Annotated in this window: 12 protein-coding genes and 1 pseudogene; 3 read left to right on the forward strand and 10 right to left on the reverse strand. The window is 67.5% G+C overall.

Features of this window, described 5'->3' with window-relative positions:
* Positions 1–29: 29 nt before the first annotated feature.
* The 8 genes from pcaC to LFT49_RS20700 form a co-directional block, all read right to left on the reverse strand.
* Positions 30–512 carry a 4-carboxymuconolactone decarboxylase gene (gene pcaC / locus LFT49_RS20665; RefSeq protein ID WP_236800302.1) on the reverse strand — a complete coding sequence of 161 codons (483 nt, stop codon included), beginning with the start codon at positions 510–512 and terminating at the stop codon, positions 30–32.
* Complete coding sequence (locus LFT49_RS20670; RefSeq protein ID WP_237429268.1) at positions 509–1,327, reverse strand: alpha/beta fold hydrolase; 819 nt, start codon at positions 1,325–1,327, stop codon at positions 509–511. Before LFT49_RS20670 ends, pcaC begins: the two co-directional genes overlap by 4 nt.
* Positions 1,320–2,792, reverse strand: a complete 1,473-nt coding sequence (locus LFT49_RS20675) for a lyase family protein (protein WP_237429269.1) — start codon at positions 2,790–2,792, stop codon at positions 1,320–1,322. Before LFT49_RS20675 ends, LFT49_RS20670 begins: the two co-directional genes overlap by 8 nt.
* The gene (gene pcaG / locus LFT49_RS20680; protein ID WP_237429270.1) at positions 2,789–3,346 is read right to left on the reverse strand and encodes a protocatechuate 3,4-dioxygenase subunit alpha; all 558 of its coding nucleotides are present in this window, start codon (positions 3,344–3,346) and stop codon (positions 2,789–2,791) included. The genes LFT49_RS20675 and pcaG overlap by 4 nt, the downstream gene beginning before the upstream one ends.
* 2 nt (positions 3,347–3,348) lie before the next feature.
* On the reverse strand, positions 3,349–4,218 hold the full coding sequence (gene pcaH, locus LFT49_RS20685; protein ID WP_236800306.1) for a protocatechuate 3,4-dioxygenase subunit beta: 870 nt from the start codon (positions 4,216–4,218) through the stop codon (positions 3,349–3,351).
* 39 nt (positions 4,219–4,257) lie between these two features.
* Entirely contained in the window at positions 4,258–6,150 is a 1,893-nt protein-coding gene (locus LFT49_RS20690; RefSeq protein ID WP_237429271.1) for a bifunctional sugar phosphate isomerase/epimerase/4-hydroxyphenylpyruvate dioxygenase family protein, read from the reverse strand.
* A complete protein-coding gene (locus LFT49_RS20695) occupies positions 6,150–7,031 on the reverse strand; it encodes a shikimate dehydrogenase (RefSeq protein WP_237429272.1) in 882 nt (293 codons plus the stop codon). The genes LFT49_RS20690 and LFT49_RS20695 overlap by 1 nt, the downstream gene beginning before the upstream one ends.
* Before the next feature lie 153 nt (positions 7,032–7,184).
* The gene (locus LFT49_RS20700) at positions 7,185–8,048 is read right to left on the reverse strand and encodes an IclR family transcriptional regulator (RefSeq protein ID WP_236820855.1); all 864 of its coding nucleotides are present in this window, start codon (positions 8,046–8,048) and stop codon (positions 7,185–7,187) included.
* A gap of 233 nt (positions 8,049–8,281) precedes the next feature.
* Here LFT49_RS20700 and LFT49_RS20705 point away from each other — a divergent pair.
* Positions 8,282–9,602 (forward strand): annotated as a pseudogene (locus LFT49_RS20705) (MFS transporter).
* Positions 9,603–9,767: 165 nt separating this feature from the next.
* On the opposite strand, the gene LFT49_RS20710 reads toward LFT49_RS20705, so the two are convergent.
* Both LFT49_RS20710 and LFT49_RS20715 read right to left on the reverse strand, forming a co-directional pair.
* The gene (locus tag LFT49_RS20710; protein ID WP_236800311.1) at positions 9,768–10,856 is read right to left on the reverse strand and encodes an ATP-dependent DNA ligase; all 1,089 of its coding nucleotides are present in this window, start codon (positions 10,854–10,856) and stop codon (positions 9,768–9,770) included.
* 53 nt (positions 10,857–10,909) lie between these two features.
* Complete coding sequence (locus tag LFT49_RS20715) at positions 10,910–11,833, reverse strand: AEC family transporter (protein WP_237429273.1); 924 nt, start codon at positions 11,831–11,833, stop codon at positions 10,910–10,912.
* Between the two features lie 165 nt (positions 11,834–11,998).
* Between LFT49_RS20715 and LFT49_RS20720 the strand changes: the two genes are divergently transcribed.
* Positions 11,999–13,027 (forward strand): TIGR03885 family FMN-dependent LLM class oxidoreductase, encoded by a 1,029-nt coding sequence (locus LFT49_RS20720; RefSeq protein WP_237429274.1) that lies wholly within the window; start codon positions 11,999–12,001, stop codon positions 13,025–13,027.
* On the forward strand, positions 13,024–14,715 hold the full coding sequence (locus LFT49_RS20725) for an alpha-amylase family protein (protein ID WP_237429275.1): 1,692 nt from the start codon (positions 13,024–13,026) through the stop codon (positions 14,713–14,715). Before LFT49_RS20720 ends, LFT49_RS20725 begins: the two co-directional genes overlap by 4 nt.
* The last annotated feature ends 2 nt before the right edge of the window (positions 14,716–14,717 follow it).

The raw sequence follows: 14,717 nt of genomic DNA on the forward strand, positions 1-14,717 counted from the left end.
TGGGGGCCCAAAACGACAACTGCTGCGAGCTAGTTGGGAGGGGTGGGGTTGGTGTCGGGGACCGCAGGTTCTTCATGCGTGGTGTCGATCTCGCGAAAGACCTGCTGGGCGGTCTTGAAGGCAGTATTGGCGGAGGGGACGCCGCAGTAGATGGCGGTCTGGAGCAGGATTTCCTTGATCTCGTCCCGGCTCAGGCCGTTGTGGAGGGCGGCGCGGATATGCATGGCCAGTTCCTCCCAGTGCCCGTGCGCCACCATGGCGGTGATGGTCACGGCCGAGCGCATCTGGCGCGGGAGCCCCGGACGGGTCCAGATGCCACCCCAGGCAATGCGGGTGATCATGTCCTGGAAGTCCTCGGTGAACTCATCCTTGTTGGCGTTGGCCCGGTCCACGTGCGCGTCGCCCAGGACTTCGCGCCGGACTGCCATGCCGCCGTCGTAAATCTCCTGGCTGGTGGCGCCCGGCTGGACCACGCCGTGACGCTCCAGGCCCGGGCGTTCGGCGCCGCTCACTTGGCTGCCGCCCGGGATTCGGCCCAGCTGATCAGGCTGCGCATGAGGTCCGCCACGTGCGCGGGCGCCTCGGCGGGCGCCAGGTGGGAGATGCCCTCGATTGTCACGGCGGTGGCGGTGCCGCCGCCGGCAGTGATTCCCGAGGCCACTTCCTCCGCCATGGCGGGCGTGGCCACGCCGTCCAGCGCGCCGGCGATGACCTGGGTCGGAACGGTGATGCTGCCGAGCTCGTTCCGGACGTCAAAGGCGGCCAGGGCTTCACAGCAGAAGGCGTAGCTGAAGCGGTCGGCGTCGCGCAGGGCGTGCAGGAGCCGGCTGCTGAACTCGGGTTCGCGGTCCATGAAGCCCGGCGCGAACCAGCGTTGCGCGGAGCCCTGGATCATCACCGGCGTGCCTTGGGTGCGGACCGTTTCGGCGCGCTCCAGCCAGCCCTCCGGCGTGCCGATCTTGGCACCACTGTTTTGCACGGACAGGCTCCTGAGCCGCTCCCCGTGCTTGATGCCCAACTGCAGGCCGGTGGCCCCGCCCAGGGAAACGCCGGCGTAATGGAAATTTTCACCGGGAGCGATGGAGTCGACCAGATCCACCACGGCGTCTGCAAGGTCCGCGACGTCAAAGGTTTCGGTGGCGGCGGGCGAGACGCCGTGGCCCGGAAGGTCCCAGGCCACTACGTCGTAGTCGTTGCCAAGCAGGGACGCCACCCTGTTCCACAGGATCGTGGACGTGCCCAGGGACGGGCCCGCCACCAGCAGGGGGTGGTCGCCAAGGGGCCGCTGGGGGGACAGCAGCGCTGCCTTCAAAGCCGGTCTAGCCACGGGAAGCTCCATTCGCGTCGGGGGAAACAAAGTCGGGGAAGGTGGCCAGGATGCGGCGCGCGATCTCCGCCGACTGGCCCAGGTAGCTGGCCGGATCCAGGAGTTCCTCCAGCCGTGCGTCGGTGACGACGGCGGCGGGGACAGCTTCACGGAGCAGCTTCCGGTACGCGGCCCCCTGCTCAGTGGGGGGCGCCTGCAGCGTCTGGTCCACCACGTCCTGAAGTTGCTGCTTGCCGCTGCGGCCGTCCTTCTCCTCGAGCAGCGGTGCCACCGCTGCGCTGACGCCCTCGGCCAGCAGCAGCGGCCCGGCAAGGTCAAGGTTGCGGCGCATGGCGTCCGGGAACACCCGCAGCCCCTCGGCGAGTTCGCGGAGGTGCCCAGCGGCCCCGAGGGCGAGGGCCAGCAGCTGCCGGAGAGCCGGCCACTCCGTGTGCCAGGCTCCGTCCGGGCGCTCATCGTTGAAGTTGGCGGCGGCCACGTGCAGCTGAGCTGCCAGCTGCGGTGCCTGCAGTGCGGCGCTGCGGACCAGGACGGACAGCACGGGGTTCTGTTTCTGGGGCATGGCGGAGGAGACGCCGCGGCCGGCAGCGCGCGGTTCGGCGAGTTCTGCCACCTCGGGCCGGCTGAGGAACAGTACGTCCGCGGCGATTTTGCCAAAGGCGTCCAGCACGGAAGCCAGTGCATGGCCCAGGGACGTGATGGCCAGCCGGCTGGTGTGCCAGGGAGCGGCCGCCGGGGCCAGGCCCAGCTGGGCAGCCAGGCTGTCGGCCAGGCTGAACGGGGTGGCGGAGGAGCCCTCCGTCAGCACGGTGCCCGCAGCAAGCGTTCCAGCAGCCCCGCCGAATTGGACCGGGAACTCCAGTGCCTCCAGCTGGCGGCCCGCGGCGGCGACGCCCTGGAACCATTGCGCCGCCCGCAGCCCAAAGGTGAAGGGAAGGGAATGCTGGGTCAGGCTCCTGCCCACGCACAGGGTGTCCGCATGCTGCCCCGCCAGGGCGGCGAGCACCGTCGTCGTACCCCTTATGTCTGCCAGCACGGCGTGGACGGTGTTGCGGGCCAGCAGCATGAGTGCGGTGTCCAGCACGTCCTGGCTGGTCAGGGACGTGTGCACGGCCTTTCCGGCTCCCACGCCGGCGATGTCCAGGGCCGCCACGTTTTTCCGGAGATCGGCCAGGAGGGGAATCACCGGGTTGCCGCCGCCCTGGGCGCGCAGCGCGATACCGGCCAGGTCGTAGCGCCCCGCCTCTGCGGCGGAAGCGACGACGGCGGCCGAACCGGCGGGTGCCAGGCCGGCCCGTTGCAGCACGGCTGCCCAGCCGGACTCGACGGCGAGGATGGCCGCCAGCACTGCCCGGTCCCCCGTCAGCGCCGCCACCAAAGGTGAGGCTGAGACGGGACTGAGCAGGCCGGCGTCGGCCTCTTCCGCGAAGGCGCGCAAGTCTCCCAAGGCGGCGGCGTGGGTCACTGGAAGTCCAGGAAGACCGTCTCGTCCTCACCTTGGAGACGGATGTCCCAGGTGAGGCCCCCGTCGGCGTCCCGGCGGGCGATGAGCGTCTTGCGGCGCTCCGGGTCCAGGGAGCTCAGCAGGGGGTCGTTGGCCAGGGCCTCGGTGTCCTCCGGCAGGTAGATGCGGGTGAACAGCCGGTTGGTGAGGCCACGGGCAAAGAGCGCCACGGAAATAAAGGGCGCTGCACCCGGCTTGGTGGGGCCGGGGTTGACGGTGGTGAAGGTGAACACGCCGGAGTTGCCCACGGCGCCGCGTCCCCAGCCGGTGAAGGTGTAGCCGTCGCGGACCAGGGAGCCGGTGCGCTGGACGATTTTGCCGTCGGCATCCGGCTGCCAGATCTCAAGGATGGCGTCCGGGATGGTGTGGCCGGCGCCGTCGTAGACCGTACCCTGCAGGCGGATGGAGCCCGGGAACCCGGGAGGAAGCAACTCGTTATCCTTCTCGAACGGGAGGGCGTAGCCGTAGAACGGGCCCACGGTCTGGCCGGGGGTGGGTACCAGTTTGGTGCTCATGTCTACTCCTCGTCGCCTTCGGTGCCGAATGCTTCATTCTCGGTCCAGGTCCGCTTGGGACCGGTCAGGACAATGTCCCAGTTGTACCCCAGCGCCCACTCCGGCTCGGTGAGGCTGTGGTCGTAGGTGGCCACCAGGCGGTCGCGGGCGTCCTGGTCCACGATGGTCTGGTAGATCGGGTCCAGCGGGAAGAGCTGGTCACCCGGGAAGTACATCTGGGTGATGATCCGCTGGGTAAACTCGCTGCCGAACAACGAGAAATGGATGTGCGCCGGCCGCCATGCGTTCAGGTGGTTCTTCCACGGGTACGCACCGGGCTTGATGGTGATGAACCGGTAGGAACCGTCGGGGCCGGTGATGCAGCGGCCGATGCCGGTGAAGTTGGGATCAATGGGGGCCGGGTGCTGGTCGCGCTTGTGGATGTAGCGGCCGGAGGAGTTGGCCTGCCAGATCTCCACGAGCTGGCCCGCCACCGGGCGGCCGTCGCCGTCCAGGACCTTGCCGGACACGATGATCCGCTCACCCAGCGGTTCGCCGTTGTGCTGGATGGTCAGGTCCGACTCCAGCGCATGCACGTCCTGGTGCCCGAACGCCGGCGAGAACAGCTCGATGGTCTCCGGGTCCGCATGCTGCAGGCTCTTGGTGGGGTGGCGCAGGATGCTGCTGCGGTAGGGCGGGTAGTCCAGCCGCGGCTGCGTTTCCTGCTGGGCGCCGTCCTTGAGGGCCCGCTGGTAGGCCTCGCCGATGGCGGTGATCTCTGCACTGAGGTCTGCCTGCGATTCGATGGCCTTGTCCAGCTGGTGGGCGGCCTTGGGTTCGGCCGGGGGCACGAGTTCCTCCGACTCCAGCTCCTCGGTGATGTTTTCCGGCACGGCTGGCTCCTTTCTGTTTTGTTCGTTTCCTGCTCTGGTCTAAGTGGTGCGGTGTGGCGTGCTTCGGTGCAGCGAGTCGTACTGAACCGCGTGGCGCACCGGCGCGTTGGGGGCGCCGTAGCCGTCGTAGTTGCCGCGGCGTTCCACCATTTCGAAGAACACGCTGCCCACCGTGGCGGTGTAGAAGTGCAGGAATTCTCCGTCAGCGTCCCGGTCGAACAGCAGGTTGAGCTCCTGCAGGGTGGCCAGGAAGTCCGGATCGAGGTCGAACCGGGCGTCCAGGTCCTCGTAGTAGTTGGCCGGGATCTGCAGGAATTCAAGGCCGCGGTCGCGGGCAGCCCGGGCGGTTGCCACGAGGTCGTCCACGGCGAAGGCGATGTGTTCCTGGTAGGTCTTGCGGGCCTCGTTCCGTGCCTGCTGGATGGGGGCCAGGTTCAGCACCAGCCGCACCGCGCCGTCGGAGGTCTGCATCACCTGTGAGCGCACCAGGCCGTTGGGGCTGGGCACCTCGGCGAAGGGCTGGGGCTCCAGGGCCAGGGCACTGGTGTAGAAGAGGACGGCCTCATCAAAGTGCTGCCAGGGCTGGGCAAGGTTGACGTGGTCGATCACGGCACTGGACCCGGCTGATGGGTGCTCGAGCCCTTCCCCGAACTCGTGCGTCCACGCTGCCGTGCCGTCCGGGCTGCCCTGGCAGAGGAAGATCTCGGTGGAGTCCGGCGCGGAGATGCCCTGGAACACTTCCTCGTCCGCCTGCACCTTGCGGGCCACCACGGGCGCCTTGAGCTGCTGGGCCCGGGCGGAGGCAATCACGGGGGAATCGACGTCGAACCCCAGCGCGGCGATGGCCGGTTCCGCGTGCTGCGCGGCCTGCTCGTTGATGATCACCCGCGCCTGGCCCATGGTCCACAGCTGGACGTCCTTGGTGCGGTGCCGGCCCTCGAACGCAAAACCCAGCTGGCCCAGCAACTTCTCCAGCTGCGCGGTATCGTCCGCCTTCACCTCGGCAAAGTTGAAGCCGGCGGGCTCGTTCACCTTGGGCAGCGTGGCCAGTTCCATGGGATAACGACGGCGGACCACGCCGCTGTTCCCCGCCGCACCTTCGGCTGGGGTGCCGGCCAGCCACTTGGCGCTCTGCTCCTCCAGCCAGATGAGCGAGCGCATGGCGTCCACGGCCGTACGCTCAACGTCGGACTGGCGGAAGACATCGTTGAAGACCTCGAGGGAGACGGGACCGGAGTAGCCTGCCCGGACCACGTGGCCCATGAACTTGGCCAGCTCGAACTGCCCCTCGCCGGGGAATACGCGGTAGTGGCGGCTCCAGGAGAGGACATCCATGGAGAGCTTGGGGGCATCCGCCACCTGGACAAAGAAGATCTTTTCCGGGTCAAAGGCCTCGATGTGGAAGGTCTCCCAGTCCCGGCTCAGGATGTGGAACGAGTCCAGGCAGGTGCCCAGGTTGGGGTGGTCCACCATCTCCACCAGGCGGTAGGCGTGCTCGTAGTCGTTGACGTACTTACCCCAGGCCAGTGCCTCGTAGGCCACCTTGACGCCGTGGTCCCCGGCGAGGTTGGCAAGCTGCGCCAGCTGTTCGGCGCGGACGGCATCGTCGTCGATGGTGGCGGTGGCGACGTTGGAGCAGACAAGGATCGTGTCCATGCCAAGGCGCGCCATGAGCTTGAACTTGGCCTCGGCCCGCCGGAGGTTGGCCTTGAGCAGGTCCGGCGAGACGCCGTCGAAGTCCCTGAACGGCTGGTACAGGTCCAGGCCAAGGCCCAGGTCCGCCGCCATCTTCCGCACGTCCTCGGGGCTGAGCGGGGACGTGACCAGGTCCTGTTCAAAGATCTCGATCCCGTCGAAGCCGGCGATGGCGCAGGCCTTAATCTTTTCCTTCAGGGTGCCGGAGAGGCAGACGGTGGCGATTCCGGTGCGCATCAGGCGGCCACCTCCTCGGCGGCCACGAGTTCCAGGAAGTGTGAGCGCATCCGGTCCGGATCCGCCTCCAGCCCGGTGAAGATCCGGAAGGCGTCGGCGGCCTGGCCTACCGCCATGCGGCCACCGTCCAGCACCTCGCAGCCCTTGGCGCGGGCGCCGCGGACCAGTTCGGTGTCGATGGGGCGGTAGACGATGTCCGCCACCCAGTGCCGGGGCTCCAGCAGGTCCAGGTCCAGCGGGACGCCGGGGTGGGCGGCCATGCCCACCGGGGTGCAGTGCACCAAACCGTCGGCCAGGGGCATGAGCTGCGGCAGCTCCGCCGTCGTGCCTGCCGTGACGGTGCTGTCCGGGAAAAAGGCCTGCAGCTCGGCAGCCCGTGCGGCGGCCCGGGCGGGGTCCATGTCCACCAGGTCCAGCGTCCGCACGCCTGCGGTTAGCAGGGCGTAGGCCACGGCCGATCCGGCGCCGCCGGCACCAAGCTGCACCACACGGTCCAGGCTGGCGGCGGGAAGTCCGGCGGCGAGCGCCGCGGCGAAACCGGAGAAATCGGTGTTGTGGCCGATGAACCTGCCGTCCCGGATCACCACGGTGTTGACGGCGCCCAGGCGGCGGGCGTCGGGGCTCACCTCGTCCAGGTGCTGCAGGACCAGCTGCTTGCAGGGGTGGGTGATGTTCAGGCCGTTGAAGCCCAGGGTGCGGGCGCAGTTCAGGATGTCACCCACGGATTCCCCGGTGAGCCCCAGTTCAAGCAGGTCAATGGGCCGGTAGAGGTAGCGCAGGCCCTGCACATCACCTTCCCGTTCATGCATGGGCGGCGTGAGCGATGGCATCACACCATCACCAACCAGTCCCACCAGGTAGGACTCAGTTCGATTGCTCATGCGTGCAGCTCCTTTGGTACGGCACCGGGCAGCAGCGGAACTTGGGCCGCGCTGCGGGGTGATAGCGATTACGGTACACCAAATGTTCACTTATCGCACCATTGTTCTAGATACGAACATCGGCGGGTCAAGAGGGCGTAATGAAGCAGCCCGCTAGCGCTGCGGAAGCCGTGCTGCGAGCTCCGCAGCCGCCTCCTGCAGCAGGGGTACATGGGCAACCAGCTCATCCAGGCCCAGTCGGAAGACGGGCACGGCGGTGGCCAGGGAGGCAAAGGCATGTCCCTGGCTGTTGAGCAGCGGGACAGCCACGGCCCGCATGCCGGCCTCGTTTTCCTCATCCATCACGGCGTAGCCCTGCCTGCGGACCTTGTCGATTTCCGCCCGGAAGGCGTCGCGGTCGGTGATGGACTTCCCGGTGAGCGCTTCCAGCGGCAGTTCGTCCAGCAGTTTTTCCCGTTCGGCGTCCTCGGCGAACGCCACAAGAGCTTTGCCGACGGCGGTGGCGGACAGGGAGCCCAAGTGGCCGGGGTCGCTGGTCACCCGGAAAGTCTGCGGGCCGTCCACCTTGCTCACGGTCAGGTGATGCAGGCCGTCGCGGACACTCAGGATGGTCGCTTCGCCGGTTTCGGCCGTCACCCGGCGGAGGACCGGCATGGCAGTGCCGGCAAAGCCGTGGTGGTTGGAGACCCGCTGCCCCAGCTGGAAGATCCGCAGGCCCAGGTGGTAGCGGCGGCCGTCCGGCTCGTAGTCCACGAAACCGTCGCGGGTCAGGGAGCCGAGCAGGCGGTAGGTGGTGCTGAACGGAAGTTCCGCCCGGCGGGAGATGTCTGCGGCGGTGGCGCCCCGCGGTTCCTCGCCCAGCAGGACGAGCAGGCCAAGGGCCTTGCCCACCATGTCTGTGCGGTCGGCGGGACGGGCAGCAACCCTTCCCTCCGGAGGCATGGCGTTGACAGGTTCCGCAGTAGGGGCGGCTACAGCGGAGTCGTCGTTGATCGCTGTGGTTTGGTTCACACTCATGGCTCCATGTTGCCACAATGTGAGAGCTGCTTCTAGATGGTGATTATTTTTCTTGACAGGTGACAGCCCTCACAGTCATAGTTTCTGTATCGCACAAGTAGCTCCCACCATGTGGCTATTTATGCCGGGTCTTTTCCGGACTCCAGCCGCATCGCGCCCCGCCCGCACCAAGGCAGCGGCGGCTGCGACCACCAGATCCATCCGCGACAATGTCGTCACACCAAAGGAACACCATGAGCAAGACACTTCCGTCCGCAGAGGCGGGTGCCCTCACGCATGCCGGGACGCCCAGGAAGGCCGCCCTCGCCAGCTTCCTCGGCAGCGCCGTCGAGTACTACGACTTCTTTATCTTCGGCTCCGCCGCGGCGCTGATTTTCCCCACGGTCTTCTTCCCCAGTGCCGATGCCAACGCAGCCATCATGTCCTTCGCCACCTTCGGCTTCGCCTACGTGGCGCGCCCCGTCGGCGCCATCATCCTGGGCCACTTCGGTGACCGGGTGGGCCGCCAGAAGGTCCTGATGTTCACGTTGGTGCTCATGGGTGCGTCCACCTTCGTCATCGGCTGCCTCCCGGACTTCCGGACTGTGGGCTGGTGGGCTCCGGCCCTGCTGGTGCTGGCCCGGCTGTGCCAGGGCCTCTCTGCCGCCGGTGAGCAGGCCGGCGCCTCCTCCATGACCCTTGAGCACGCCCCGGACAACCGCCGCTCCTTCTTCACCTCCTGGACGCTCACGGGAACACCAGGGCGGCCAGATCCTCGCCGCCCTGGTGTTCATTCCCGTCCTGGCCCTGCCGGATGAGATCAAATTCGGCATCGGCTGGCGCATCCCGTTCTGGCTGAGCGCCGCGGTGGTTGTGGTGGCATTCCTCATCCGCCGCACGCTCCACGAGCCGCCCGCCTTCGAAGAGGCCCGGAAGACCGCGCAGATCGCCAAGCTCCCGTTCGCTGACCTGCTCAAGGGCCACTGGCGCGACGTCCTCCGCGTGATCTGCTGCGCCTTCATCGCCGCCGTCTCCACCGTGTTCGGCACCCTGGCCATCAGCTATGCCAAGACCGTGGCCGGCGTTGACGGGACCACCACCCTGTGGCTGGTGGTGGCCGCCAACATCGTGGCCCTGGGCACCCAGCCGCTCTTCGGCATGCTCGCTGACAAGATCGGCCGCAAGCCCGTCTTCATCTACGGCGCCGTGGCCAGCGCGCTCCTGACCCCCGTGTTCCTGCTCAGCCTGGAGTCCGGCAGCGTCCCGCTGATGTTCCTGGCCGCCATCGGCTACTTCTCCGGTGGCTACGCGGCCGCCAACGCCGTATGGCCGTCCTTCTACGCGGAGATGTTCAGCACCAAGGTCCGCTTCTCCGGGCTGGCCATCGGCACCCAGCTGGGCTTCCTGATGGCAGGGTTCGCGCCGGCCATCGTGGCTGCCATGGGCGGCATCAAGGCCGGCGGCTGGGTGCAGATCACCATCTTCACGGCCATCATCTGCGCCATCGCCGCAGTGTCAGCGCTGACCGCCAAGGAGTCCTTCCGGACACCCACCAAGCAGCTCGGCCTGAAGTAGGCGCCCGCGCGCGTTCCTGCCCGGTTACTTAACGCAGAAAGCCCGCCGCCTCCTGGAAAAACCAGGGGCGGCGGGCTTTTCCGTTGCGCCGCAACAGGCTGGACACCGGTAACCGGGCAGGAATGCACGACGACGGAGCCCGGCCGGGTGCCCGGCAGGGGGCCGCTACCCCCGGCCGGTCTCCAGCACCGAGGCCAGGTCAAAGTTCACCGGCTCCTCCAGTTGCTCATACGTGCAGGATTCCGGGTCCCGGTCCGGCCGCCAGCGGTTGAACTGCGCCGTGTGGCGGAAACGGTCGCCCTCCATGTGGTCGTAGCGGACCTCCACCACCAGTTCGGGCCGAAGCGGAACGAAGGAGAGGTCCTTCCCGGCGCTCCACCTGCTGCCTTCGGCGTTCCGCGGCGTCCGCTCGCCCTCCTCCTGCTTGCCCCACGCCCACGGGTGGCCCTCGAAGTCGGTGACCAGCGGCTGGAGCTGTTCGAACAATTCCTGCCGCTTCTTCATGGGGAAGGCGCCGATCACCCCCACGCTGGCCAGGCCGCCGTCGTCCTTGTACAGGCCCAGCAGCAGGGAACCGATGGCGTTCGGGCCACTCTTGTGGAGCCGGTAGCCAGCCACCACGCAGTCAGCGGTGCGCTCGTGCTTGACCTTGAACATCACCCGCTTGTCCGGCTCATACCTGCCGTCCAGCCGTTTGGCGACGATGCCGTCCAGCCCGGCCCCCTCGAACTGCTCGAACCACTGCGCGGCCGTGTCCCTGTCCGTGGTTGCCGCTGTCAGGTGGACGGGTGCCTTGCTGGCCGCGAGGGCTTTCTCCAGCGCCGCCCGCCGCTCGGAAAAGGGCCTGCCGGTGTAGTCGTCATCATCGAGGGCAAGGAGGTCGAAGGCCACGAAGGAGGCGGGTGTCTGCTGTGCCAGCAGCTTCACGCGGCTGGCGGCGGGATGGATCCGCTGCTGCAGGGCGTCGAAATCAAGGCGGTCGCCCGAAGTCCCCACCAGGATGATCTCGCCGTCCACCACGCACCGGGGCGGCAGGTTCTCCTTGAGCGCGGCAACGAGTTCCGGGAAGTAGCGGGTCATGGGTTTTTCGTTGCGGCTGCCGATCTCAAGATCGTCACCATCGCGGAAGATGATGGAGCGGAAGCCGTCCCACTTGGGCTCATAGCTGAGGTCCCCGCTGCCTGGAATGCCGTCGATGCCGCTGACGGCCTTGGCGAGCATGGGCGGGACGGGCGGCATCACGGGAAGTTCCATGTGCCCATTCTTGCCCGGCCGGCCCGCTTGGCGGTAGGGCGGCGCGCCCGGCGTCAGCCCGCCAGCAGCCAGACGATCAGCACCAGCATCGGTGCTGCGGCCACGGTGGAAAGCAGGATGGTTTCCCGGGCGACAGCCACCCCGCGTCCGTACTTGCTGGCGAACAGGAAGACGTTTTGGGCCGAGGGAAGTGCCGCCATGAGCACCACGCCCAGGAGCATCCGGTGGTCCAGGTTGAACAGGAAGCGTCCGACGACGAACGCCACCGCCGGCATCACGGCGGACTTGAGTGCCGTGGCAGTGAGGATCTCGGCCGTGTGGCCGCCGCTCCGAAGCATCCTGGTCCCGCGCAGCGACATGCCGAACGCCAGGAGCACCACAGGGACGGCGGCGCCGCCCAGCAGGGTCAGCGGTGCCATCACAGGTTCCGGCAGCTGCACATGGAATGCGGCCAGGACCACGCCCAGCAGCGAGGCGATGATCATGGGGTTGCGGAAGGGCTGGGTCAGCATCAGCCGGGGCGAGAACCGGCCGGCCGCCGAAAGGTCCAGCAGGGTCAGTACCAGCGGGGCGAACAGGAGCAGCTGGACCAGCAGGACCGGGGCGACCGGGGTGGCGTCACCCAGGGCGTAGAGGGTGATGGGGATGCCGATGTTGTTGGCGTTGACGTAGGACCCGGCCATGGCACCAAGGGCTGTTTCGGCCGCCGGCCTCCGGAACCAGATGCGGCTGGCGGCGACATAGAGCAGTGCCGTTACCCCTGCAGTGATGATGGCAAGCGGAACGTAGGCGGAAAAGACCACTGACAAATCCGATTTCAGTACCACCGTGAAGAGGAGCACCGGGTTGGTGATGAAGAAGGCGGTCCGCGTCAGCGCCGAAATGGTGGGCTCATCCCCCAGCCCGCAGCGCGCGGCGATATAGCCGACGGCGATGACCACGCCGATCACCGCCAGTCCGATGAGCACACCGCCCACGTGGGTACTTCCTTCCGCTTCCACCATGCACCACCGCAGGAAGGCAGTACTACAAGTCCCAAACTTATCGAATAAGGAGCGCTGCGCCAGAAGCGTCCACAGAATGGCCCACCGCCGTGCCGCCGGCCCCTCGACACGGCGCTTCCGGGGCGGTACAGGTTAACGATGGTTACCGTCGGCTTCCACGCTTCGCACGAACAGATCAGCCCCGGCCAGCTGCTCAAGGACGTCCAGCACGCAGAGCGCGCAGGCTTCGACGCGGCCATGTGTTCAGACCATATCGAACCATGGTCCCAACGGCAGGGGCACGCCGGCTTCGCGTGGTCCTGGCTGGGCGCGGCGCTTGCCACCACCAGCCTGCGGTTCGGGGTGGTGACCGCGCCGGGTCAGCGTTACCACCCGGCCATCACCGCCCATGCCACGGCGACGCTGGCCAGCATGTTCCCCGGCAGGTTCTGGTTCGCCCCAGGCAGTGGCGAGAACATGAACGAACACATCACTGGGGACGCGTGGCCCGCCAAGGACATCAGGCAGCGCCGGCTGGAGGAATGCGTGGACGTAATCCGCCGCCTGCACCGCGGCGAGGAGGTGACCCACCGGGGCTTGGTCACGGTGGAGCAGGCGCGGATCTGGGACGTTCCGGACACACCGCCGCCGCTCATCGCACCCGCCGTCAGCGTGGAAACGGCACACCGCGCGGCCACCTGGGCGGACGGCCTGGTCACCATAAACCAGCCGGCGCCAAAGCTCCGGGACATGCTGTCCGCCTACCGGGACAACGGCGGCAAGGGAAAGGCGGTACTGCAGGTCCACCTGTCGTGGGCGGGCACGGACAAGGAAGCCGCGGCCATTGCCCTGGACCAGTGGCGGACCAACACCTTCGCCCCGCCCATCCCCTGGGACCTGCCCACCGCCCGGCACTTCGACACCGCGGGGGCGCATGTGCCCGAAGATCAGGTCCGCAGCGCCGTCAATGTCTCCGCGGATCTTCAGCAGCACGTGGAGTGGCTGGCCGGGTACGCGGACCTTGGCTTCGACGAGCTGTACCTGCACTTCGTGGGGCAGGAGCAGGCAGCCTTCATCGACGCCTTCGCCGCGGAGGTGCTCCCCCAAGTGCGCACCCCCGCAGGCACCCCCGCCGAACCGCAACTGGCCGCGGCAGCCGGCAAACCGGCGTCGGACGCTTCCGCATGAGGATCGCCGAGACCTCCGACCTTTGGTGGAAGAACGCCGTCATCTACTGCCTGGACGTGGAGACGTTCCATGACGACGACGGCGACGGCACCGGGGACTTCGCCGGCCTCACCCAGCGGGTTGACTACCTGGCTGCCCTGGGCGTGACCTGCATTTGGTTGATGCCGTTCTACCCGTCCCCCGACCGCGACGACGGCTACGACGTGACGGATTTCTTCAATGTGGACCCGCGGCTGGGCACGCTGGGCGACCTGGTGGAATTCATCCGCGCCGCAAAGGACCGGGGGATGCGGGTGATCGCGGACTTCGTGGTGAACCACACCTCCAGCCAGCATCCGTGGTTCGTGGAGGCCAGGAAATCCACGGACAGCCCGTACCGCGATTTCTACGTCTGGCGCAAGGACACACCCCCTGACACCTCCGCCGAGGTGGTGTTTCCAGGGGAGGAGAACTCGCTGTGGACCCGGGATGAGGCCACGGGTGAGTGGTACCTCCACATGTTCGCCAAGTACCAGCCGGACCTGAACGTCACCAATCCGCAGGTCCGGGACCAGATCGCCAAGGCCATGGGACTGTGGCTGGAACTGGGACTGGACGGGTTCCGGCTGGACGCCGTGCCGTTCTTCCTGGAGACCAGGGGCGAGCCCAAGGACCAGGCAGCCAGGATCAACCCGCACGGCTACCTCAGGGCACTGCGCAGCTTCCTGAACCGGCGCAACGGCAGCGCGGTGCTGCTGGGCGAGGTGAACCTGTCCTACAAGGAGCAGCTGGAGTACTTCGGCGGAATGGAAGGCAACGAGCTGAACATGCAGTTCGATTTCCTGTCCATGCAGCACCTCTACCTGTCCCTGGCCCGGCAGGATGCACGTCCCCTGGCGGAAACGCTGAAGGGCCGGCCGCAAATCAACCCGGACAACCAGTGGGCAATGTTCGTGCGGAACCACGACGAACTCACGCTGGACAAGCTCAGTGAAGGCGAGCGCCAGGAGGTCTTTGCAGCTTTCGGGCCGGAGAAGAACATGCAGATCTACGGGCGCGGACTGCGGCGGAGGCTGCCGCCAATGCTCGGCGGGGACCCGGACCGCCTGCGGATGGTGTACTCCCTGATGTTCTCCCTGCCCGGTACCCCGGTGCTGTTCTACGGCGAGGAGCTCGGCATGGGCGAAGACCTCCGGCAGAAGGGCCGCGCTGCCGTCCGTACCCCCATGCAGTGGAACAACGAGAAGAACGGCGGCTTCTCAAGCGCCAAAACAGCGGACCTGGTGGCACCCCTGGTGCGCGGGGAGTACGGTCCGGACCGGGTCAACGCCGCCGCGGCCAAGCGGGACCCGGAGTCGCTGTTTAATTTCATGGCCACCTTGATCGCGCGGTACCGCGAGGCCGCCGAGCTGGGCTGGGGCAGCTTCGGGGTCATCGACCAGGGTGAGCCCGCGGTCTTCGCCCACACCTGCAGTTCCGAGGGCGGGACGCTGGTACTGCTGCACAACTTCGGCGAAGATTCCGTGAAGGTCAGCGGGAGACTGGAGCCGGATGACGGTCCCCGGGGCTTCCGGGACGCCATGCTGCTGGACCTGTTCGACGGCGACAGCGTTGGGTTGGCACCCGACGGCGGCTTCACGGTGGAGCTGGGGCGCTACGGCCGCCGCTGGTTCCGTGTGCACCGCAAAGGTGACCGGCTGGCGCCGTAACC

The organism is Arthrobacter sp. FW306-06-A, assembly GCF_021870055.1.
In the GTDB taxonomy this organism is placed as follows: Bacteria; Actinomycetota; Actinomycetes; order Actinomycetales; family Micrococcaceae; genus Arthrobacter.

Coding starts and splice junctions, on each gene's coding strand:
- pcaG (WP_237429270.1), bottom strand. CDS start 3,346: ATGAGCACCAAACTGGTACCCACCCCCGGCCAGACCGTGGGCCCGTTC.
- LFT49_RS20695 (WP_237429272.1), bottom strand. CDS start 7,031: ATGAGCAATCGAACTGAGTCCTACCTGGTGGGACTGGTTGGTGATGGT.
- LFT49_RS20700 (WP_236820855.1), bottom strand. CDS start 8,048: ATGAGTGTGAACCAAACCACAGCGATCAACGACGACTCCGCTGTAGCC.
- LFT49_RS20690 (WP_237429271.1), bottom strand. CDS start 6,150: ATGCGCACCGGAATCGCCACCGTCTGCCTCTCCGGCACCCTGAAGGAA.
- LFT49_RS20710 (WP_236800311.1), bottom strand. CDS start 10,856: ATGGAACTTCCCGTGATGCCGCCCGTCCCGCCCATGCTCGCCAAGGCC.
- LFT49_RS20720 (WP_237429274.1), top strand. CDS start 11,999: ATGGTTACCGTCGGCTTCCACGCTTCGCACGAACAGATCAGCCCCGGC.
- LFT49_RS20725 (WP_237429275.1), top strand. CDS start 13,024: ATGAGGATCGCCGAGACCTCCGACCTTTGGTGGAAGAACGCCGTCATC.